This is a genomic window from Salifodinibacter halophilus, from assembly GCA_012999515.1.
In the GTDB taxonomy this organism is placed as follows: domain Bacteria; phylum Pseudomonadota; class Gammaproteobacteria; order Nevskiales; family Salinisphaeraceae; genus Salifodinibacter; species Salifodinibacter halophilus.
On sequence record JABEEB010000643.1, the window covers coordinates 1 to 241 of the forward strand.

Genomic DNA, 241 nt, shown 5'->3' on the forward strand with positions numbered 1-241 from the left:
CCGCGGACGACTCGGGCCGAGTGGCCCGCTTCGACGAGGCCGGGTGGACCGACCTCGGCGAGGTCGAAGCGGTCCGCGCCCTCGACGGGAGCCTCGTCGCGGCCGGCGACGGCGTCTACCGCGTCGGCGACGACGGCCTCTCGCACGGCGGCCTCGACGACGCGAACGACGTGTCCGACCCCGCGGGCCGGCGCGGCGGCGACTCGGGGACCCCGCTCGCCGCGACCGACTCGGGGCTGTA

Annotated in this window: 1 protein-coding gene; it reads left to right on the top strand. The window is 78.4% G+C overall.

Annotation, left to right across the window (positions count from 1 at the left end):
* Positions 1-241 (top strand): hypothetical protein (locus HKX41_13140; protein NNC25079.1); only part of this gene is annotated, 241 nt, incomplete at both ends.